General features: G+C 55.1%; 17 protein-coding genes. 8 read left to right on the top strand and 9 right to left on the bottom strand.

The window, feature by feature from the left end:
* Positions 1 to 226: 226 nt before the first annotated feature.
* The 4 genes from CUC55_RS19850 to CUC55_RS19835 all read left to right on the top strand — a co-directional run bounded on the left by CUC55_RS19850 (position 227) and on the right by CUC55_RS19835 (position 3,190).
* A complete protein-coding gene (locus CUC55_RS19850; RefSeq protein WP_067645083.1) occupies positions 227 to 694 on the top strand; it encodes an Lrp/AsnC family transcriptional regulator in 468 nt (155 codons plus the stop codon).
* Positions 695 to 753: 59 nt separating this feature from the next.
* A complete protein-coding gene (locus CUC55_RS19845; RefSeq protein WP_067645086.1) occupies positions 754 to 1,479 on the top strand; it encodes a glycosyltransferase family 2 protein in 726 nt (241 codons plus the stop codon).
* Between the two features lie 52 nt (positions 1,480 to 1,531).
* Positions 1,532 to 2,284 carry a glycosyltransferase family 25 protein gene (locus CUC55_RS19840; protein ID WP_103088922.1) on the top strand — a complete coding sequence of 251 codons (753 nt, stop codon included), beginning with the start codon at positions 1,532 to 1,534 and terminating at the stop codon, positions 2,282 to 2,284.
* Between the two features lie 126 nt (positions 2,285 to 2,410).
* Complete coding sequence (locus CUC55_RS19835) at positions 2,411 to 3,190, top strand: alpha-1,2-fucosyltransferase (protein ID WP_157940983.1); 780 nt, start codon at positions 2,411 to 2,413, stop codon at positions 3,188 to 3,190.
* Between the two features lie 789 nt (positions 3,191 to 3,979).
* On the opposite strand, the gene CUC55_RS23710 is transcribed toward CUC55_RS19835, so the two are convergent.
* The 5 genes from CUC55_RS23710 to CUC55_RS19805 all read right to left on the bottom strand — a co-directional run bounded on the left by CUC55_RS23710 (position 3,980) and on the right by CUC55_RS19805 (position 8,860).
* Complete coding sequence (locus CUC55_RS23710) at positions 3,980 to 4,378, bottom strand: DUF268 domain-containing protein (RefSeq protein ID WP_425352894.1); 399 nt, start codon at positions 4,376 to 4,378, stop codon at positions 3,980 to 3,982.
* A gap of 422 nt (positions 4,379 to 4,800) precedes the next feature.
* Positions 4,801 to 5,661, bottom strand: a complete 861-nt coding sequence (locus CUC55_RS19820) for a glycosyltransferase family 10 domain-containing protein (RefSeq protein ID WP_425352893.1) — start codon at positions 5,659 to 5,661, stop codon at positions 4,801 to 4,803.
* A gap of 209 nt (positions 5,662 to 5,870) precedes the next feature.
* Complete coding sequence (fcl, locus tag CUC55_RS19815) at positions 5,871 to 6,815, bottom strand: GDP-L-fucose synthase (protein ID WP_067645104.1); 945 nt, start codon at positions 6,813 to 6,815, stop codon at positions 5,871 to 5,873.
* A 2-nt stretch (positions 6,816 to 6,817) separates the two neighbouring features.
* Positions 6,818 to 7,888: a GDP-mannose 4,6-dehydratase gene (gene gmd / locus CUC55_RS19810; protein WP_103088919.1), complete on the bottom strand. Its 1,071-nt coding sequence runs from the start codon at positions 7,886 to 7,888 to the stop codon at positions 6,818 to 6,820.
* A gap of 189 nt (positions 7,889 to 8,077) precedes the next feature.
* Entirely contained in the window at positions 8,078 to 8,860 is a 783-nt protein-coding gene (locus CUC55_RS19805; protein ID WP_157940982.1) for a glycosyltransferase family 25 protein, read from the bottom strand.
* A 242-nt stretch (positions 8,861 to 9,102) separates the two neighbouring features.
* Between CUC55_RS19805 and CUC55_RS19800 the strand changes: the two genes are divergently transcribed.
* Positions 9,103 to 10,125 (top strand): glycosyltransferase, encoded by a 1,023-nt coding sequence (locus CUC55_RS19800; RefSeq protein WP_103088918.1) that lies wholly within the window; start codon positions 9,103 to 9,105, stop codon positions 10,123 to 10,125.
* Here the strand turns inward: CUC55_RS19800 and CUC55_RS19795 are convergent.
* Positions 10,109 to 11,170 (bottom strand): glycosyltransferase family 4 protein, encoded by a 1,062-nt coding sequence (locus tag CUC55_RS19795; protein ID WP_173645918.1) that lies wholly within the window; start codon positions 11,168 to 11,170, stop codon positions 10,109 to 10,111. The two genes, CUC55_RS19800 and CUC55_RS19795, sit on opposite strands and share 17 nt — an antisense overlap.
* A gap of 30 nt (positions 11,171 to 11,200) precedes the next feature.
* Positions 11,201 to 11,677 (bottom strand): transcription elongation factor GreA, encoded by a 477-nt coding sequence (gene greA, locus CUC55_RS19790; protein WP_067645116.1) that lies wholly within the window; start codon positions 11,675 to 11,677, stop codon positions 11,201 to 11,203.
* A gap of 223 nt (positions 11,678 to 11,900) precedes the next feature.
* Between greA and CUC55_RS19785 the strand changes: the two genes are divergently transcribed.
* Together CUC55_RS19785 and CUC55_RS19780 are read left to right on the top strand one after the other, a co-directional pair.
* A complete protein-coding gene (locus CUC55_RS19785) occupies positions 11,901 to 13,133 on the top strand; it encodes a putative DNA modification/repair radical SAM protein (protein WP_067645119.1) in 1,233 nt (410 codons plus the stop codon).
* The gene (locus CUC55_RS19780) at positions 13,133 to 14,623 is read left to right on the top strand and encodes a UdgX family uracil-DNA binding protein (protein ID WP_103088916.1); all 1,491 of its coding nucleotides are present in this window, start codon (positions 13,133 to 13,135) and stop codon (positions 14,621 to 14,623) included. Before CUC55_RS19785 ends, CUC55_RS19780 begins: the two co-directional genes overlap by 1 nt.
* 15 nt (positions 14,624 to 14,638) lie before the next feature.
* On the opposite strand, the gene CUC55_RS19775 is transcribed toward CUC55_RS19780, so the two are convergent.
* Positions 14,639 to 15,550: a LysR family transcriptional regulator gene (locus CUC55_RS19775; protein WP_067645124.1), complete on the bottom strand. Its 912-nt coding sequence runs from the start codon at positions 15,548 to 15,550 to the stop codon at positions 14,639 to 14,641.
* A 92-nt stretch (positions 15,551 to 15,642) separates the two neighbouring features.
* Here CUC55_RS19775 and CUC55_RS19770 point away from each other — a divergent pair, with 92 nt between their 5' ends.
* A complete protein-coding gene (locus CUC55_RS19770) occupies positions 15,643 to 16,524 on the top strand; it encodes an aldo/keto reductase family oxidoreductase (RefSeq protein WP_067645127.1) in 882 nt (293 codons plus the stop codon).
* 70 nt (positions 16,525 to 16,594) lie between these two features.
* Here the strand turns inward: CUC55_RS19770 and carB are convergent, their stop codons facing one another.
* Positions 16,595 to 20,083 carry a carbamoyl-phosphate synthase large subunit gene (gene carB, locus CUC55_RS19765; protein WP_103088915.1) on the bottom strand — a complete coding sequence of 1,163 codons (3,489 nt, stop codon included), beginning with the start codon at positions 20,081 to 20,083 and terminating at the stop codon, positions 16,595 to 16,597.
* Positions 20,084 to 20,195 lie beyond the last annotated feature (112 nt).

Here is a 20,195-nt window from a genome sequence, read left to right as displayed (position 1 = left end):
ACGGGGCTGCCAGACATCCGAGCCCAACATACTGGCTCCATCACGATGCGCCCCTTCACTGGCCGGTATTTAAGAGTGTCCAGAGACGATATTCAAGGGCAGCCTTGCATTACCAACAGGGCATAGGGCCGTGTACACGTAATTTNGTGTCGCCGTGCGGCAGGATTATTGCGAATCCCGTCGTGAAGAGTAGAAGGAAGCATCAAACTGAACAAGGAAGAGCAGAGTGGCCAGCGTTGACCTCGATGCGATCGATCTGAAAATACTGCGTGAACTGCAGCGCGACGGGCGAATGACCAATGTCGATCTTGCAGACCGCGTCGGCATCTCTGCGCCACCCTGCCTGCGCCGCGTTCGCAAGCTGGAGGAAGCTGGCATCATCGAAGGTTACCACGCCATGTTGAATGCGCCAAAGCTGGGTTTCGACCTCGTGGCATTCTGCATGGTGGGGCTGAAGCGTCAGTCCGAAACCAACCTGAAAGCCTTCGCCGCCGCCACAGACCGCTGGCCCTTGGTGCGTCAGGCATGGATGGTCTCCGGCGACAGCGACTTCCTGCTTCACTGCGTGGCCGAAAACCTGACCCAGTTCCAGGACTTCGTCATCGAAGTGCTGACTGCCGATGAGCACGTGGATACCGTGCGCACGATGCTGACGATCAGGCAGGTAAAGCGGGCAGGGCTGGTTGGGATTTAGCGACTGGGCGATAGACGTTACGTGTTCTAGTCATTGATTTTCGTTTGCCGGGAAAAAATATGAACCTCGACATCACCATAGTAGCAGGCCGCCGCCCTGAACTTTTGCAGCGGACGCTTGAAAGCTTTTCTCGGAACGCATTCCAATTTCACAACGTCGTCAACGTCTACGCTAATATCGATCCGATTTTTGGCACGGATGAGGATGAAGCGCGCTGCATTGCCCTGCTGCACCAGTATTTCGCGTCACCCGTCATCTTCACACCGGAAGCCGCAGGGTTCGGTGCCGCCGTAAAGCGTTTGTGGCAGGCGACAACTGCCGACTACGTCTTTCATCTGGAGGATGACTGGATTGCTCTCGACACTCTGGACGAGCGGGTGCACGCCAACTTCAGCGAGACCGTGAAGCAAGTGTCTTTCCATAGCGCCAGCCAGAACTGGGACATCAGGAAACGAGGACATCTGCACCGCGGAAAGCGCTACTGGAAGTTTGCCGGAATAAGAGTGCCACGAAGCTCCTATACCAAATTCACCACGTCGCCTTCCGTCATCAATGGCACGGTCGCACGCCGCAGCGCAGAATTGATGAACCCGGCCTTTGACCCCGAAAAGCAGTTCTATTCAGCTGTGAACGAGGCGTTGGAAACCTACATCGCCAGCTTCGACAACTACATCTTTTCTCCCGCCGGTATTCCTGTGGTAGAAGATACCGGTCGCGATTGGCGCGACCAGCGCGGTATTCAGAAAAAGATTACCAATGCTGCGAGTTCTTGGGTGAGCGAGTAGCGGAATAGTTTATGTGCAATCGGAATCGTCGCAACTTTGACAGAAGTATATAATGGGACAGCTTGATATAGTCGTTGTAAATCTGGCGCGCTCGCTCGAGCGCAGAACAGCTATGATGGCGCTTTTGGACCCGCTTGGGTTGTCCTATAGTTTCTTCGAAGCGGTGGATGGAAAAGCAGGCAAGCATCCCCTGTTTGATCGATTTGATCCGCGTATGGCAGAGATCCGTCGTGGGTTTACGCTGACCCCCGGTGAACTGGGATGTTACGCGAGCCATTACCTGCTTTGGGAACGTTGTGTCACTGAAAACCGATCGCTTCTGATTTTTGAAGACGATATAGAATTGAACGACACCTTCCTCAGTGCCTATCACGCAGCCGTAGAGAATATCGGGAAATATGGGCTCCTGCGGTTCTCCGGACACAAGGTGCGTCCTTGGACCCGGATCGAGGCTGTCGCAGATGGTCTCGACATTATTCGCCTGAAGATTGGCCCACATGGGACGTCGTGTTATGCGATCTCCCCGGATGCTGCGAGAAAGCTGATAGATTCCGCTCGAGTCTGGTTCGAACCTGTGGACTGCCATCTGGATCGGTTTTGGACGCACCACGTCAATTGCTACGGGTTTTCGCCATGGCCAGTCACCCATGCGGCGGAAGCGCCGGATCAATCGGAAATATGGCAGGGCGCTCAGCGGGATAAAAANTCCAGACGTTTNCGAAANCTGCGCGCCTTGTATCGTGCAGGAGACGATATCGGTCGATTTATCTCCAATGTACGATATCTGGGACGATGGAACGGCTGAGCAGATGCGTGTGATAACAAACCAAAAGAGTGACCTGTGATCATTACCCGTATTGTTGGCGGCCTTGGCAATCAGATGTTTCAATACGCGGCCGGTCGCGCTCTGTCGCTTGCCAGCGGACAGCCGTTGAAGCTCGATCTGACGGAAATGGATCGATATAAGCTTCGCGCGCTGCAACTTGACCAATTCAACATCAAGGGTGATATCGCACGTTTAGATGAAGTCCCCGCCAGACAACGCAACAGCATTTTCGGTCGGATCGTGACATCCGTGAAAAACCGAGGGCGCGTTCCGCAACTGGTGGAAAAATCGGCGCAGTTTGATCCAGCGATCTTGAGAACCAGCGGCCCCGCGCATCTCTCTGGATACTGGCAGACGGAAAAATACTTTGCAGATTATGCGGATATTATCCGCGAGGATTTTTCCTTGAAGCAACCTTTCAGCGTCGAGCGCCAAAGGACACTGACAATGATTGAAGAGGCGCAGTCTCCGATATCCGTCCACGTCAGACGCGGCGATTACGTCACAAACCCGACGGCCAACTCTATTCACGGCACCTGCGAACCAGAATGGTATGCAAAAGCGATGCAGAATATGGCATCAACAATAAAGGACGCTACCTTCTTTGTTTTTTCCGACGACCCGCAATGGGCACGGGAAAATTTGACGACGATCGGTGCAATGATATTTGTCGAGCCTCAATCAGATGGTCGAGACGGAGAAGACATGCACCTCATGGCAGCATGCCACTCCCATATCATTGCCAACAGCACATTCAGTTGGTGGGGGGCGTGGCTTAATTCGAATGCGGACAAGCGTGTTATTGCGCCAGCGATGTGGTTTCGGTCAGAGGCGCATAGTAATCCGGATTTGGTGCCAGCGGGCTGGGAAAGATTGACGACGTAACATCTTGCCCGTTTGCTGATGTTGCTGAGTTTGATTATTTTTTGAAGGGATGACGCTATAACAGTCTACGTCTTTGGCGATAGTCACTCCGCATATTGTTTCGAGTGTCTAGCGGAAGCTAAAATACACTGGCTCGGGCCGATCACCATGCATCGACTGGCACGTGATGGAATAGCATTTGTTGGTCAGCTGGTGTCGCGTTTCGAAGATGGAGACGTTGCTTTATTCATGGTTGGCGAAATTGATATCAGATGCCACCTGATTCCGATATCGGAAACTTCAAAAAGACCGATCGAAGATGTTGCAGAAGAATTAGCTGCAAGGTTCATATCCAAGCTAATCTTACTTCAAAGAGACCAACCCCAAATCAAAGTTGTTATCGCACAGCCGCCATTTCCGACTGACCGGAGACCGAATGTCGAGCTTCCCTTTAGAGGAAGTATTGCTGAGCGCGTCCATTTGCACAGCCTGCTGAGTGATGGCTTGGATCGGTTGTGTCGGACATCAGGGCTGCATTTTTNACGCATGCCATTAAAATATAAAANTAAAAATGGGGTGTTGAGAAGGAAGTATTCCGACGATGGTGTTCACATCATGCCTTGCGAGGCCAAAGCGGTTATAGAAGCCCTTGGGAAGTTAACCTCAAAAAANTTATACTTCAAAGGAAAGCTGCTTACTGTCATAAAACGACGCTGGAACTATACGTGGGNCGGGACGCTACGCCGCCAGGGACTACCGGAAACCACACCGGTTGATTTACCGAAATAGCACAAAATGAGGAATTCTGTGCTAGGCCGGGGCTTGTGAATTGGTCTTTCTAAAAGTGTATATTCCGCATCCATACCTTACTTTCGTGGCATCGCCGTCCACAGGTTCTCTTAATTTCAGATTACCCAAATCATCTACGTAATCAAAACGTTCTAGTGTCATGTTTAACTTTATACTGTCGTGATTAAGCACGCTCGTAGCGTGAAATACGCGATGGGCGTTGAAATGAACCTGATCGGTTCTACCAATTGGAAAACTGATATAGAGGATTCCATTATTTTTNAGCATTCTAACCAGATTGGAAATACCTCTTTCATGCCCCGTCACATCAATTGGATCACCATAGCGCCCTAAGCCGAAATGTTCGATTGCATGCAGGCAAGAGAGCGAATCCGTGATTTCCTCACCTGCATCGCGCATTAAATCTGCCTGCCGAAACACAATGTTTTTATGTGAAGTCGGTTGTAGTGGCCTTACGTCCAAGACTTCAATTTCTCTGAACGACGCGACATGCGCAACAAAACCATCGATTCTGGAGCCAACGTCGATATGGCGCACTGGACTGGCTGCATGAACGTAACTGGCAACCAGAAGATCTTGATGGAAATAGTGTCCTTTAACGACGCCCGCACTGTCAGAGAAATCTTCGAGCACCATGCGAAGTTTATCGATTTTGCCCCCTTGTTCGAGCCATTTTTTCTTGTCAGCCAGGTAGCGCCTCATAAAACGATAATTATACAGCTTGTTGGTATCTATACCGCACACTCTGGCCATTTTCTTGAGTTCTCGAAGGAGGCCCATTTTCTACCTTTTCTGCGCAACGCTGTATGTTGTTTTNGGCGTTATTTAACGAGGAATTGGACGTTTTTTAAAAGCAATTTTGAAAGAAGGTTTAAATTTTTTATCGACTTCCTCTTCAGGCGATACTTCCAACGCGAGAAGTACTTTTCTGCTTCCAGATCGTTCATGCTTCGATCCATTTTNACAATATCCGTCGCTAGGTCAGAGAGGATCGAGAACAAATTATATTCATTCAAANCACGTCTACGGGATTCTTCGAGGTGGGGGCGTGCAGCCTCCGCTCGATCCGATTCAATCAGATCGCGAATAATGACGATTGCATTCTCGGGATTGGCAATATCGATTGGTGCCAACGATTCTTTNGAAAANTAATCCGTGATATTGGGGCATCCATAATAGATAGGGTAGGTCAAAGAAAGATACGGATCGGCGAGTTTTTCTGTCCAGTAGTCTGGATAGCAGCTATTCTCTATTGCAATATGATATCGATAATCATTCAGAACTTCAGATTTATCTCCAAAACCGTTTATGTTCCGACCAAATACATCAATTTCGGTCCCGAAGTATGATTTGAGCTTCTGAACAAATTCCAGTCTGGCTCTATGCCCTTCTGTTCGAGCTTTGTTAGAGGACACGACTGATATCGATTTCGTTTTCGGAGAGCTTAGTGTCTCAAAATTTCTGTAGTTCACCGGAGTCGATAAAAGATGCCCGTTATTATCCCAAGCCCCGATATGCCAAGGAGATCCTATTTGTCCAAATAAAACGTTCCGATGTCTGGTGGTGGTATCCGTGGTGAGAATGAAGTCAAATTGATTGAGAAANTCTGGATGATACGTCTTTATGCTCGCTGGTTCTGACGCAATAAAGACGCTTCGGTTGGCACGTATTTTCCCAACCATATCGAGCGGTATAGCGTCGTAAACAANCAGGACATCACAATCATGAAAATCGCCTGAGAAGATGAATTCTACGCCGTTCCAAACTGTGATGTTATCAGGAAACTGTCGCTCCCAGTGCCACTCCGAAGAGGACGAAATAAATCCCGCTTTGATAAGCATGAGGCACCTTCGATATAAACGACGCGTGACTTTTACGCGAGATTTGTTTGTTAGTTCGTGAGATGGTCGACTCTAGATATTCTGTAAGTCGCATTAACGCCTTCGGATAAGCCGATCTTCGGCTCCCACCCCATCGTCCTCAACTTTTCCGCACTCATCAGCTTCCTAGGCGTTCCATCAGGCTTGCTGAGATCATGCTTGATTTCGCCCTCGAAGCCGACAATTTCACAAATGAGTTTTGTGAGGTCAAGGATGGAGATGTCTTCGCCGCTGCCGACGTTCACGTGGCTTTCGTCGGAGTAGTTCTTCATCAGGAAGACCAGCGCATCGGCGCAGTCGTCGGCGTGGAGGAATTCGCGGCGGGGGGTGCCGGTGCCCCAGATGGTCATGTCCTTGTCGCCGCGCGTCTTTGCCTCATGCGCCTTGCGGATGAGCGCGGGAAGGACGTGGCTGGAGGTCAGGTCGAAATTGTCGCCGGGGCCGTAGAGGTTTGTGGGCATGGCGGAGATGAAGTCGCATCCGTATTGTTTGCGATACGCCTGTGTCAGCTTGATGCCAGCGATCTTGGCGATGGCATACCATTCATTCGTCGGTTCCAGCGCGCCGGTGAGCAGGGCGTCTTCGGTGATCGGCTGGTCTGCGAATTTCGGGTAGATGCAGGAAGAACCAAGGAAAAGGAGTTTTTCCACTTCGGCGCGGTAGGAGGCCTCGATGATGTTGGCTTCGATCATCAGGTTCTCATAGAGAAATTCTGCCGGGCGGGTGTCATTGGCCAGAATGCCGCCGACTTTTGCCGCGGCCAGAAAAACGGCTTGCGGTTTGTTGTTTGTCATCCACGCCGAAACCTGCGCCTGGTTGCGCAAATCCACCTCATCGCGACCGACCGTCAGAATGTCGCAACCCTCTTGCTGCAAGCGCCGCACGATGGCTGAGCCGACCATGCCGCGATGGCCCGCGACCCAGACCCGCTTGCCCTGGAGATCGTATAGGCTCATGCTCAAGCGCCCTTCGTCACGATGTCCGATTGCATGATACGCAGGTCTTCCACCACCATTTCCCTTGCCAGTTCCCGCACGCTCGTCTCATGCTTCCAGCCGAGTTTCTCGTGTGCCTTGGTCGGGTCGCCTATCAGCAATTCCACTTCAGTCGGGCGGAAGTAGCGCGGGTCGACTTCGACCAGAACCTTGCCGGTGGCGGTATCGATGCCCTTTNCGCTGACGCCTTCGCCCTGCCATTTCAGGTTGATGCCAACATCTTCGAAGGTCCATTCCACGAACTGGCGCACGGGTGTCGTTTCACCTGTTGCCAGCACGTAGTCATCCGGTTTGTCCTGCTGCATCATCAGCCACATGCCACGCACATATTCCTTGGCGTGGCCCCAGTCGCGTTTCGCATCGAGATTGCCGAGATAGAGTTTTTCCTGACGGCCGAGCTTGATGGCTGCTGCTGCGCGCGTGATCTTGCGCGTGACGAAGGTCTCGCCGCGCATGGGGCTCTCGTGGTTGAACAGGATGCCGTTCGAGGCATGCAGGCCGTAAGCTTCGCGGTAATTGACCACGATCCAGTAAGCATAGAGCTTTGCCGCTGCATAGGGGCTGCGCGGGTAGAAAGGCGTGGTCTCGCGTTGCGGAACTTCCTGAACCAGACCGTAAAGTTCTGATGTCGATGCCTGGTAGAAGCGGGTCTTCTTTNCAAGCTTGAGAATGCGGATCGCTTCCAGCAATCGCAGGGTGCCGATGCCATCTGCATTGGCCGTGTATTCCGGTGTCTCGAAGGAAACCTGCACATGGCTTTGCGCGGCAAGGTTATAAATCTCGTCAGGCTGGGTTTCCTGCACGATGCGGATCAGGTTGGTTGCATCCGTCATGTCGCCGTAGTGGAGGAAGAAGCGGGGGTTCTCCTCGTGCGGATCCTGGTAAATGTTTTCGATGCGTCCGGTGTTAAAAGATGAGGAGCGGCGCTTGATGCCGTGGACGATGTAACCCTTATCCAGCAACAACTGCGCCAGATAGGCACCGTCTTGGCCTGTGACGCCAGTGATGAGGGCGACCTTCGCTTCGTCAGACATTCAATTCGCCTTCTTTTATCGCACTATGTGGCCTCAAGCACTTTGCGCTCGATTGGCCCTGGATGCTGCTCTTTNAAGCGCACGTTATTTGCTTGTGCGATATCTCAAGTCGAGTGCAAANTAAACATCAGATTTTAAAAGGTGTTTGCACCCGAGGGCAGTGGCGGCGAATCTCTGCCCCGTTTNGGCTCATTTCGATTGTCGTGATTTGGCGAATCTCTGTTGGTGCCTGCTGGCAATAAACTTGTCCATGAGAAGCCGGTATTGCTTGGCGAGGCCATAATACCACCGCCTCTTGTGCGTGTTGCGCCGCTGTCCAGCACCTGCAACAATCTGGCTTGCTGCGTCCGTGGTGGTGACGGGTGCCGGCCAGAATGAGTATCCGTGTCCCGTGCGGGTCAGCCAGTAGCGGAGGTAATTGTCCACAGGCGCAAAAATCTCGCGGTGTTCTTCAACGAAAAGCCGCGCGCCTTCGCGCGACCAGACGATTGCGCTCGTCGTCATCGGGAAGTAATGAGCAGCGACCAGTTGGCACGCGTGACCGTCAACGTTGTAGTTCGCAATGGGTGTGGCGATCTTCAGCTTGTTGTTGCCGATGTTTATCAGGCGCCATCTGGGATCGACCGCTTCCAGCTCCGGCAATGCCTGTTCCAGCAATGCGACCGGATTGCAGAGCGGCAGGGCGTCGTCCTCCAGAACGAGTGCGTAGTTGGCCTCGGATTGAAGAAACTGTTTCGCTACCTTGAGGTGGCTGTAATAACAACCGATTTCGCCACCGACGAGGCTGCGGCCCATATACCGCTCGGCGCGCTCGGCATTGTAGTCGCCGACCGTGGACAGATCGAGTGGACGTCCGTCAACGGCGGATACCCGCTCGAACGAAATGCCGAATGCGGCGAGTTTGTCGCTTATCGATGCAAGGCGGTCGTGGCTGCCGTCCAGATTGATGACGAAAATTCCAAGAGACTGCATGTCGGGCTTCGTATCCTGTCTTGTCAGATATGCGAACGTGATGTCGCCGTCTTCCCAATATCCCGGCTGAGCCTTCCAGAACAAGCGGTTTCATGCGGCCACAATGTGGGGCGCAAGAATTTCGGAATGCCCGCTTTCCCCCTTGCACCGATCCGGTAACCGGAACATAAAGACCGGAATGCCTGCAAATGCTGGTTTGCGGTATATAGAATTGCCAGAGGCGAAGTTCAGGATAAAGACGTATGCGGGTTCATCAGTATATTTTCGGCAAGGACGGCGGCGCGGAAAAGTTCTTCGTGCATCTCGTTGGCGCTTTGGCGCGGCGTGGCGTGGAGCAGACGGCTGTCATGCGTTGGAATCGCCGTTGGCGCGAAGATGTCGAAGTTCACGCGAAGGTCATCCAGAGCAACTTCCGTAACCTGTCGATCGACCGCATCCTGCTTCCAATGAAAGTTCTGTCGATTGCCAAACGGGATAAGGCGGATGCGATCATCTCCTGGTCGACGCGCGGCGCGCGTCTGATGCCGGACTATAAAGGTGGCATCAAACTGTCGCGGCTCGGCGACTACCCAACTCATCTCGGCTATTTCAAGAACACGGATATTCTGGTGTGCAACACGCCGGGTATCGGCGACCATGTGCGTAAACTTGGCTGGACGCGCGGTGTGGAGGTGATCTCCAACTTCACCGACACAACGACAGTCGCGCCAGTGTCGCGGGCTTCCGTCAACACTCCAGAGGGTGTGCCGCTGGTTGTAACGATGGGGCGCTTCGTAAAGCGCAAGCGTTTCCATCTTCTCATCGAGGCCGTTGCGGCTGTGCCCGATGCCTATCTCTGGATTGTCGGTGATGGCGAGGAGCGCGAAGCGCTTGAGGCCGTCACCCGTGAGCACAAGATGGAACAAAGGGTACGCTTCCTCGGCTGGCAAAAGGATACGCGGCCTTACGTCGCTGCAGCCGATATTTTNGTCATGCCGTCCAGTCACGAGCCGCTTGGCAATGTGATCTTCGAGGCATGGGCGCAAANCCGTGCCGTTATCTCGTCGCGTTCTGAGGGGCCATCGTGGTTCATGCGTGACGGTGAAAACGGACTGCTTGTGGATATCGACGATGTTGCCGGATATACCCGCGCCATCAAACAGTTGATTGCTGATCCCGCTCTTTCGGCAAGGCTCGGCGAAAACGGTCGCGCCACGCTGGTCGGGCAGTTCTCTGAAGAGGCCGTGGCCAGCGCTTACATTGATCTGTTCAAGCGGAAGCCGTGAGCGCCGCGTAGACCTTGCCGATATTTTCGGCTTCACCGTTGATGGTGAAGTTTTCCGTGACATGTGAGCGAGCAAGACCGCTTGCATGATCGCGTTTCGTGTCGTCTTCCATCCACACCGCAACAGTGCGAACCATCGCGTCGAGGTCGTTCCGACTGATAACCTCGCCGGTTTGAGGCTCCACAATCAGTTCCGGAAACGCGCCGACATCGGTTGCGACAACCGGCACGCCGGTTGCCATGGCTTCCAGCGGCGTCAGGCCGAAGCCTTCCCAGCGTTGTGGGGCGACGAAAAGATCGAGGGTGCGGTACCAGTCGTTGATGTTGGTATGTTCACCAACGAAGAGGATGCGGTCTCCAAGACCGGCCGCCCGGACTTTTTCCTTCAGGCTGTTTTCAAACTCCACATGCGGACCGGTGGCGCGTCCTGCAATGATGGCAGACCATTCGGGTCGTTGCGGCAACACGGCAATCATGGTGTTGACAAACAGGTCGGTGCCTTTCTGGTGGCGCACCCTGCCGAAGCAACCGGCATGTTTTTGATGAGCATCCAGACCGAGGAGCCGTTTCAACGTGGCCTTATCGGCGGCAGGCGAAAAGCGTTCCGTATCGATGCCATGCATGATGACGGTGCTCGGCACGTCCAGATAGGTCGCAGTCTTGCCGTTGGTGGCGATAACCGCATCCATGCGGGAAATCAGGAACTTCGTCCAGCCGGTGTGCTTGCGTTGCGAAGCGGATGTGAAGGCCAGTTTCAACTTCATGCGCAAGATGTCGCGCATGACGATGCCCGGCAGCATCTCGATGTTGCGCCGCGCATGCCACACGCGCGGCTTTTGATCCGGCCCCGGTTTCCAAAGCTGCCACAGATCGCGAAAGCGAATATGTGGCAGGCTGTCGGGCAAACCCGGCCCGATGGCCGCCACATCTTGCCCCTGCCTGTTTTGCACGGGCAGAAGCTGAATAATGGTGGATGTTACGCCGGAAAGCCTGCGCTTGAAATTCGGCGCAAGCACCCGGACGTTAGCCAAGTCAATGTAAGGCAAAATCGGATTCTCGGGGNAGGGAGCTTTCGATCAGCCCCAGTTGATGGAGAGGATTTCGTATCCGCGTGAGCCGCCGGGTGCATGCACCTCGATGCTGTCGCCTACTTCCTTGCCGATCAGCGCACGCGCGATAGGCGAGGAGATGGAGATACGGCCCTGCTTCACGTCGGCTTCCTGGTCGCCAACGATCTGATAGGTCTTCTGCTCGTTGGAATCCTCATCCACAAGCTTGATCGTGGCACCGAATTTGATTGTCGTGCCAGACATCTTCGAGAGGTCGATGACCTCGGCGCGCGCTGTCAGATCTTCAAGCTCGGCAACGCGGCCTTCATTGTGGCTCTGCGCTTCCTTGGCGGCATGGTATTCGGCATTTTCGGAAAGATCGCCATGGGCGCGCGCTTCTGCAATCGCCTCGATAATCCGTGGACGCTCTTCCTGCTGACGAAAGCGCAGTTCTTCCTGCAACTTGACGAATCCGCCCTGAGTCATTGGTACTTTTTCTACCATTTTTNCTTCCTTCGCATTCAACCCGCGGCACCCGCAGACACAAAAAGAAACAGGTTCCGGAGCAAAACTACGGAACCATGTCAAAATCACAATTTGAGGGACTATATCAGAAGACCGCAACAAATTGCCAGATAATTTGAAACCGTCACTCCACCGTAAAAAACCGTTCGCCATAACTACTCTAATATTGACGAGTTGATCAAGAACATATAGTGAACATTGTATGAAAAAGTCAATAAAAGAGCGGTTGGCGGTCCTTTCCGATGCGGCGAAATATGACGCCTCGTGCGCCTCCAGCGGCACGACGAAGCGTAATTCGTCTGCGTCGGGAGGTTTGGGGTCGACGGAAGGATCGGGCATTTGTCACGCCTATGCGCCGGATGGGCGTTGCATTTCACTTCTCAAGATACTGCTGACCAACTTCTGCATTTACGACTGCGCCTACTGTATCAACCGTTCCTCCAGCAATGTAGAGCGGGCGCGTTTCACGGTGGAAGAAGTGGTTTGGCTAACGCTGGAGTTTTACCGGCGCAATTACATCGAAGGGCTGTTCCTGTCATCCGGCATCATTCGCTCGTCCGATCACACCATGGAAGAACTGGTGCGGGTGGCGAGAGAACTGCGGGTAACGCACGGCTTTCGAGGTTACATTCATCTCAAATCTATCCCCGAAGCGTCTGCTCGTCTGGTGGAGGAAGCCGGGCTTTATGCCGACCGTCTATCGATCAACATAGAGTTGCCGACAGATAGCGGTATCGGACAATTTGCGCCGGAAAAGCACCCGATCAATATCCGCAAGTCGATGGCCGATATCCGCCTGAAGATCGAGGAGGCGGGCGAGCCGACCTTGCAGACGAAGCGGGTTCGAAAATTTGCACCGGCTGGTCAAAGTACCCAGATGATCGTCGGGGCCGATGGTGCCAATGACACCACCATCTTGAATACCAGCGCGCGTCTTTACGGTAGCTATGGTTTGCGGCGCGTCTATTATTCGGCGTTTAGTCCCATCCCGGACTCGTCAAAGAACCTGCCTTTGATCAAGCCGCCGTTGATGCGTGAGCATCGACTGTATCAGGCCGATTGGCTATATCGATTCTATGGCTTCGATATCGATGAAATCGCATCCACGCAGAAGGATGGCATGCTGGATCTCGATATCGACCCGAAGCTTGCATGGGCACTGGCCAACCGGCAGCAGTTTCCTGTGGATGTGAACAAGGCGGACCGCGAGACTTTGCTGCGCGTACCGGGTTTTGGCACGAAGACGGTGAAATCGATTCTGTCGTCGCGCCGGTTTCGGCAATTGCGACTGGAAGATATTGCCCGCTTTGGCGTCTCCCTGAAAAAGGTCAAAGCCTTCGTCGTCGCAGGCGGATGGACGCCGGGGAAATTGACGGAGCGGCCTGATTTACGCGACATGTTTGCGCCGCAGCCTGAACAATTGTCGTTGCTGTAATGTATAAGGTCTCACTGGAGGGGCGGGGGNATTTTACCGAATGGCGGGATGCTGCCCGTGCCTTCCTGTCGGCCAATGTCGCTCCTCATGAGATCGAGTGGCAGTTTCAAGGCGAGGAAACGGGTCTCTTCGGGTTTGAAGAGGGAAATCGCTTACCGCAGATCGATGGGGCCGCGAGCGTGAACGTGCCCGCCGCCTTCATGCCGTTTGCGCAAACGATTATCTGTCACAGTGACCCGACACGCTTCGCGCTGCTATACCGCTTGTTGTGGTGTTTGGGGAAGGACAGAGCGCTGCTGGAGTTCAAGTCGGACCCCGATGTGGCGGAAGCGCGAAAGATGGAAAAATCCGTTCGCCGCGACAGTCACAAGATGACGGCCTTCGTGCGTTTCAAGGAAGTACCCTTACCGCCAGATACGATTGGGCGACGGCGTTTCATTGCATGGTTCGAGCCTGACCACTTCATCGTGGAACGCAAGGCAGCGTTTTTCCAGCGACGTTTTACCGATATGGACTGGTTGATCGTCACTCCGAAGGGCTCCGCGCGCTGGGACGGTGAAACGATGCAGACGTCGAGGATGGCGGCGGAAAAGCCTGATCTTTCAGATGAAACAGATGAGCTTTGGCGCACCTATTATGCCAATATTTTCAATCCTGCACGGCTGAAGATTAAGGCGATGACGGCAGAAATGCCAAAGAAATATTGGAAGAATTTACCCGAGGCGGACCTCATTCCAGACCTTATCTTGAACGCCGAGAGACGTGTGCTGGAAATGGGTGCCAAGGCTGCAACCGAGCCGCAATTGTTTCACCATCGGCTTCAAGCGGCGGCAGACAGCAGGCCAGTTCCTGTTCTTCCCGATGCTGATACGCTGGAAGGGTTGAAACATGAGGCGCAAAGCTGCACGCTGTGTCCCTTGCACTGCAAGGCAACGCAGACTGTTTTCGGCGAGGGGCCAGCCAATGCCGACGTCATGGTCGTTGGCGAGCAACCGGGTGACTTTGAGGATTTAGCCGGTCGTCCCTTCGTCGGTCCGGCGGGCAAGGTTTTCGATCAGGTGCTGGGTGATACCGGCATGGATCGCAAGGCACTCTATGTCACCAATGCGGTCAAACATTTCAAATATGAGGCGCGCGGCAAGAAGCGCATTCACCAACGGCCGGATGCCGGCGAGGTCCAGCGTTGCCGCTGNTGGTTGACGCGCGAGATCGATCTGATCCAGCCGAAGCTCATCGTAGCCATGGGGATGACGGCTTTGTTTGCTCTGACGGGCATGAAGGAAAAATTGTCGGATGTGCGCAGCATGCCAATACCGATGGACGGCGGTAAGATGCTGTTTGCGACCGTTCATCCATCGTATCTTTNGCGCATTCCTGACGAGCAGAAGAAGACAGAAGAGGTTCGGCGGTTTCGAGAGGATATGCAGGCGGTTCAACGACTTATGGAAACCAGCGGAGAAACGGAATCCCAAGTTTCATTCGGTAGATGAGCCGGCATCTGGCCGTTAAATTTTGCCCGCATTGGCGGTTTTCACAAAGTCGATGAAGGCCCTGAGCGGCGCTGGAACCAGCCGTCTGCCGGGGTAATAGAGAAACGGACCGGAGAAACTTTGCCACCACGGTTCCAGCACCGGCACCAGCGCGCCGTTGTCGAAATAGGGCCGCAGCCAGTCTTCGAAGAGCATGATGATACCGGAACCCGCGATGGCCGCATCGACGGCGAGATCCGTTGCGCCGCCGATCCTGACGATTAACGGCCCGTCGGCCTCGATCAACAGGACTTCGCCATCGCGCTCAAATTCCCATGGCGGGATGACACCACTGGCAAAACGGCCTCTGATACAGGCATGGTTCAGCAGGTCGCGGGGATGGTCGGGGCGGCCAAATTTCTCGAGATAAGCGGGCGAGGCGGCGGTGGCGAAACGTTGAATGCGTGGGCCTATCGGTACGGCAATCATGTCCTGCTGCAGGCGTTCGTCATAGCGAATGCCTGCATCGCAGCCTGCGGCCAGGATATCGATGAAGCTTTCGTCGGTGACGACCTCAAGGTTGATGTCGGGATAGGCGGCAAGAAACTGCGGCACCAGATCGGGTAAGACCAGCCTCGCTGCGCTGACCGGCACGTTAAGCCGAAGTGTGCCAGCGGGCTTGTCGCGAAAGCCGTTGACGACATCCAGCGCTGCCTCGACTTCGATCAGCGCCGGTGCCAACCGGGCAAGAAGCCCTTGACCGGCTTCTGTCGGTGAGACGCTGCGCGTTGTTCGGTTCAGCAGGCGAACACCGAGCCCTGTTTCCAGACGGCGCACCGCTTCGCTGAGGCCAGAAGCGCTGCTGCCTCGAATCCGTGCCGCCTCACGAAATCCACCTGCGCGTGCCACCGCGACAAAAGCGTTGAGATCATCAAGATCGGTCTTCATTGTTCGTATTCCCGCACGGCCTGTCCGGATTGTATCGTATTCCCTTGGATATCGACAGGGCCTATCTTCTCTCCAACATCAGGAGAACGATCATGACTGATATCGACAAGGCCGGATCATTCAAGCTCGGCGACCACACAGTTAAACGCCTCGGTTACGGTGCCATGCAATTGGCCGGTCCCGGCGTGTTTGGCCCGCCGAAGGACCATGACGGCGCAGTCGCCGTTCTGCGCGCCGCCATTGAAGCCGGTGTGAACCACATCGACACCAGCGATTTCTACGGTCCCCACATCACCAACCAGCTGATCCGCGAGGCTCTGCATCCCTATGCGGACGATCTCGTCATCGTCACGAAAATCGGTGCCAAGCGTGGTGAAGACAAATCCTGGAACTTGGCGTCCTCTCCGGAAGAGTTGACCAATGCCGTCCATGACAATCTGCGCAACCTTGGTCTCGACGTTATGGATGTGGTCAATCTGCGGATCATGTTCGACGTGCATGGACCGGCAGAAGGTTCCATCGAGCCCTTGCTGACGCCGCTTGCCGAGTTGCAACGACAAGGTCTGGTGCGTCACATCGGTCTCAGCAACGTCACAGCGGCACAGGTTGAGGAGGGTCGAAAGATCGCTGATATCGTCTGCGTTCAGAACATGTACAATCTGGCCCATCGCCAGGACGACGCGCTGATCGACGGCTTGGCGAAGGATGGCATTGCCTATGTGCCCTTCTTCCCGCTGGGCGGGTTCAGCCCGCTTCAGTCTTCGACCCTGTCGGATGTCGCGGCACGTCTTGAGGCAACGCCGATGCAGGTCGCCCTTGCCTGGCTGTTGCGCCGCAGCCCCAACCTCCTGCTGATCCCAGGCACGTCATCCGTCGCTCATCTGCACGAGAACCTTAAAGCCGCTGATCTCGTTCTGTCGGATGATGTCATCACCGAACTCGACGGTGTGGCTGCTGCAAACGCGGCGCACTAACGTCATTGCTGAAACGAGACAGGGCGCGTCACTGACGCGCCCTGTCTGTTTTTNGGGATGAGTTACAGGATTATGCGAAGTAGCTCTGCAGAGGCCGCACATCCAGGCTGCCTGCTTTCAGGGCCTTGATGGCGAGTGCTGCGGATTCAGCACCGGCCATCGTCGTGTAATAAGGCACCTTCTGCATCAGCGTTGCGCGGCGCAGCGACTTTGAGTCGGAGATCGCCTTGTTGCTGTCGGTGGTGTTGATGACCAGTTGGACCTGACGGTTGCGGATGGCGTCTTCGATGTGCGGACGGCCTTCCTGTACCTTGTTGATCTTCTCGGCATTGATGCCCTGTTCGGCAAGGAAGCGCTGCGTGCCGCCGGTTGCCAGAACCTTGAAGCCGATTTCGACCAGATGGCGGATGGCTGGCAGAACCCGTTCCTTGTCCTCGTCGCGAACAGAAACGAACACCGCGCCGGAGCGTGGCAGATCAACGCTTGCACCCAGCTGCGCCTTGGCGAATGCCAGTGCGAAGTCGGTATCGAGGCCGATGACTTCACCGGTGGAGCGCATTTCCGGTCCCAGCAGAATATCGACGCCGGGGAAGCGGGCAAACGGGAAGACGGCTTCCTTGACGGCGATGTGCTTCAGATTGCGCGGGTCCGGCTTTTCGCCATAAGCCGCAATCGCTGCATCCAGCTTTTCGCCGGTCATGATGCGAGCGGCAATCTTGGCAATCGGCGCGCCGATGGTCTTGGCAACGAAAGGCACGGTGCGGGATGCGCGCGGGTTGACTTCCAAGACGTAGATCGTGCCGTCCTTGATCGCGTACTGCACGTTCATCAGGCCACCAACGTTCAGCGCCCTGGCAAGCGCCGTGGTCTGGCGTTCCAGCTCGTCCAGCATGTCCTCGGAAAGCGAACGCGATGGCAGCGAGCAGGCGCTGTCACCGGAGTGGATGCCGGCTTCTTCGATGTGTTCCATGATGCCGGAGACGAAGACATTCTCGCCATCGCACAATGCGTCCACATCCACCTCGACAGCGTTCGACAGGTAGCTATCGAACAGCAGCGGGTTTTTGCTCAGAAGGGTGTTGATCTGGCCAGTCTTGTCGTTGGGGTAACGCTGCTTGATATCTTCAGGCACGAGGCCCGGAACCGTATCCAGCAGATAGGTCTGCAACTGTCCCTCGGAATGGATGATCTGCATGGCGCGGCCACCCAGAACATAGGATGGGCGAACCACCAGCGGGAAACCGATTTCCGATGCGACAAGGCGGGCCTGTTCGACGGAATAGGCGATGCCGTTGTTCGGCTGCGCCAGATCGAGCTTCATCAAAAGCTTCTGGAAGCGGTCACGGTCTTCGGCAAGGTCGATCATGTCGGGTGCTGTGCCGAGGATCGGGATACCGTTCTTCTCCAGCGCTTCGGCCAGCTTCAGCGGCGTCTGGCCACCAAACTGCACGATGACGCCAACCAGTTCACCCTTCTCCTGCTCAGCGCGGAGAATTTCGATCACGTCTTCGGCCGTCAGCGGCTCAAAATAGAGGCGGTCGGATGTGTCGTAGTCGGTGGAAACAGTTTCCGGGTTGCAGTTGATCATGATGNCTTCGAAGCCNGCATCCTTCAATGCGAAGGCGGCATGGCAGCAGCAATAATCGAACTCGATGCCCTGGCCGATACGGTTCGGCCCACCGCCGAGAATGACGACCTTCTTGCGGTCCGAAACCTGTGCTTCCGACCGAAGCTGGCCGACGAAGGGTGTCTCGTAGGTGGAGTACATATAGGCGGTTGGCGAGGCGAATTCGGCAGCGCAGGTGTCGATGCGCTTGAAGACGGGGCGCACATTGAGGCTGTTGCGCAGTTCCGCCACTTCCTTCGGGCGCTTCTTGGTCAGGCTGGCAAGGCGGGCGTCGGAGAAGCCCATGGCTTTGAGCGACCGCAGGTTTTCAGCGTCCTGTGGCAAGCCGTGTTCACGTACACGCGCTTCCATGTCCACGATTGCCTTGAACTGGGCGATGAACCACGGGTCAATCTTGCTGTTTTCGTGCACTTCGGCTTCGGACATGCCCATGCGCAGCGCCTGTGCGACCATGCGCAGACGGTCTGGTGTCGGTGTGCCGATGGCGGCGCGGATGGCGTTCTTGGAGCCTTCGCCTTCTTCGTAACCTGGAATTTCTATTTCATCGAGACCGGTAAGGCCGGTTTCCAGACCGCGCAGCGCCTTCTGCAGAGATTCGGCAAAGGTACGGCCGATGGCCATGACTTCACCGACCGACTTCATGGCCGTGGTGAGAATTGGCGATGCGCCGGGGAATTTCTCGAACGCAAAACGCGGAATTTTGGTGACGACGTAGTCGATGGAAGGCTCGAACGACGCAGGTGTCGCACCGCCGGTGATGTCGTTATCGAGCTCGTCCAGCGTGTAACCAACGGCGAGCTTGGCCGCGACCTTGGCAATTGGAAAGCCGGTGGCCTTGGAGGCAAGCGCGGACGAGCGCGAAACGCGAGGGTTCATTTCGATGACGACCAGACGGCCATCCTTCGGATTGACGGCGAACTGCACGTTCGATCCGCCGGTCTCGACGCCGATTTCGCGAAGAACCGCAATCGATGCGTTGCGCATCATCTGGTATTCTTTGTCCGTCAGCGTCAGCGCTGGCGCCACCGTGATCGAGTCGCCGGTATGCACGCCCATGGGGTCGATGTTTTCGATGGAGCAGATGATGATGCAGTTGTCCGCCTTGTCGCGGACGACTTCCATCTCATATTCCTTCCAGCCGAGAACCGATTCTTCGATCAGCACTTCTGTGGTGGGCGATGCATCGAGACCGCCGCCGATGATTTCGAAGAATTCCGAGCGGTTATAGGCAATGCCGCCGCCGGTGCCACCCATGGTGAAGGACGGGCGGATGATGGCGGGCAGGCCGACGACATCGATGGCCTGCGCGGCAATGGCCATGGCGTGGCTGATGTAACGCTGCTTGCGATCAGTCTCGCCGAGATTCCACTGGTTTNCGAGGTTGTCGAGCGCCTTGTCCAGCTCCGCGCCGGAAAGCTTTGACTTCAGCTCTGCGCGCGCTGCTTCATGTGTCTTGCGGTCTGCGTCCTTGATGTCGGTGGCGTTGGCCAGCATCGACTTCGGCGTTTCCAGATTGATCCGCTTCATGGCTTCGCGGAACAAAGCGCGGTCTTCGGCCATATCGATGGCTTCGGGTTTTGCGCCGATCATTTCCACATTGTAACGGTCGAGCACGCCCATGCGCTTCAGCGAAAGCGCGGTGTTCAGCGCCGTCTGGCCCCCNATGGTCGGCAGCAGCGCGTCGGGACGTTCCTTGGCGATGATCTTGGCCACCACTTCCGGCGTGATCGGCTCGACATAGGTCGCATCCGCCAGATTGGGGTCAGTCATGATGGTGGCGGGATTGGAGTTGACGAGGATGACGCGGTAGCCTTCCTCTTTCAGCGCTTTACAGGCCTGTGTGCCGGAGTAGTCGAATTCGCATGCCTGACCGATGACAATCGGACCAGCGCCGATGATAAGGATGGATTTGATATCTTCGCGCTTCGGCATGGCTCTCGTTCCGCTTTTCGTGTTGCGCAAAAANCGGCCAAGGTGAAACTCACCGGCCGCGGGCGCAATTCCAATCTTTTCAGGCTAGAAGCGGCTTATAGGCAAATGTTTT

The organism is Agrobacterium bohemicum, from assembly GCF_002896715.1.
GTDB classification, from domain to species: Bacteria; Pseudomonadota; Alphaproteobacteria; order Rhizobiales; family Rhizobiaceae; genus Agrobacterium; species Agrobacterium bohemicum.
The sequence above is the reverse complement of the archived record's forward strand: the minus strand, read 5'-3'. Positions and strand labels throughout refer to the sequence as shown.